Consider the following 595-nt stretch of genomic DNA (forward strand, 5'->3'; position numbering starts at 1 on the left):
TCTTCCCGGGAGGGAACAACAGGGAACTTCTGAGTTCTTTTCATCCTTGGAACTTTCATTGAGTTCCATTCCTTTTCTAAAACATAGGTATAGAAAAACTTAATGGCTGAAATGTAATTATTGATGGTCCCTGCCGTAAGTTCTTTTTCTCGTTTGAGATAAAGGATATATTGTTGGATATCCTCAAAGGTCATTTCTTCAATGGGTCTTTTAAGTTCCTTCATATAGTTTAAAAAGACCCGCATTCTTCGCCAATAGGATTCTCGAGTGGAGTCTGGGGTTCCCTTAAGTTCAAAGAAAAGCTCAATTTCTTGATCATATTGTTTCATAGTGTTTCCTCCTGATGATTGTTTAAAGTTAAATAAATCAATGATCAGAAGGCAGGAGGAGCTCTCTCGGAAATATGGGAAATATTAATATGTATTTTTTGGAGTAATAGTGTTACAATCTTCATTATGAAAAAGTATGTCTTTCTATGGTTTGTTTTCTTTGGCGATTAAACAATACCACAAAAGGCATACTTTTTCATTTTTTTATGTTTTTTTCGGTCTGAGCGGGCTTTTAAAGAGCCATCGCGGAGCGATTTCGTTCTTCT

General features: G+C 35.6%; 1 protein-coding gene. It reads right to left on the reverse strand.

The window, feature by feature from the left end; genetic code table 11:
• The coding region (locus ACNQGS_RS29045; protein WP_491490394.1) for a site-specific integrase at positions 1 to 329 on the reverse strand (329 nt) is incomplete at its 3' end.
• Between the last annotated feature and the right edge of the window lie 266 nt (positions 330 to 595).

The sequence above is a fragment of the Neobacillus sp. PVCKKU3 genome, from assembly GCF_058323225.1.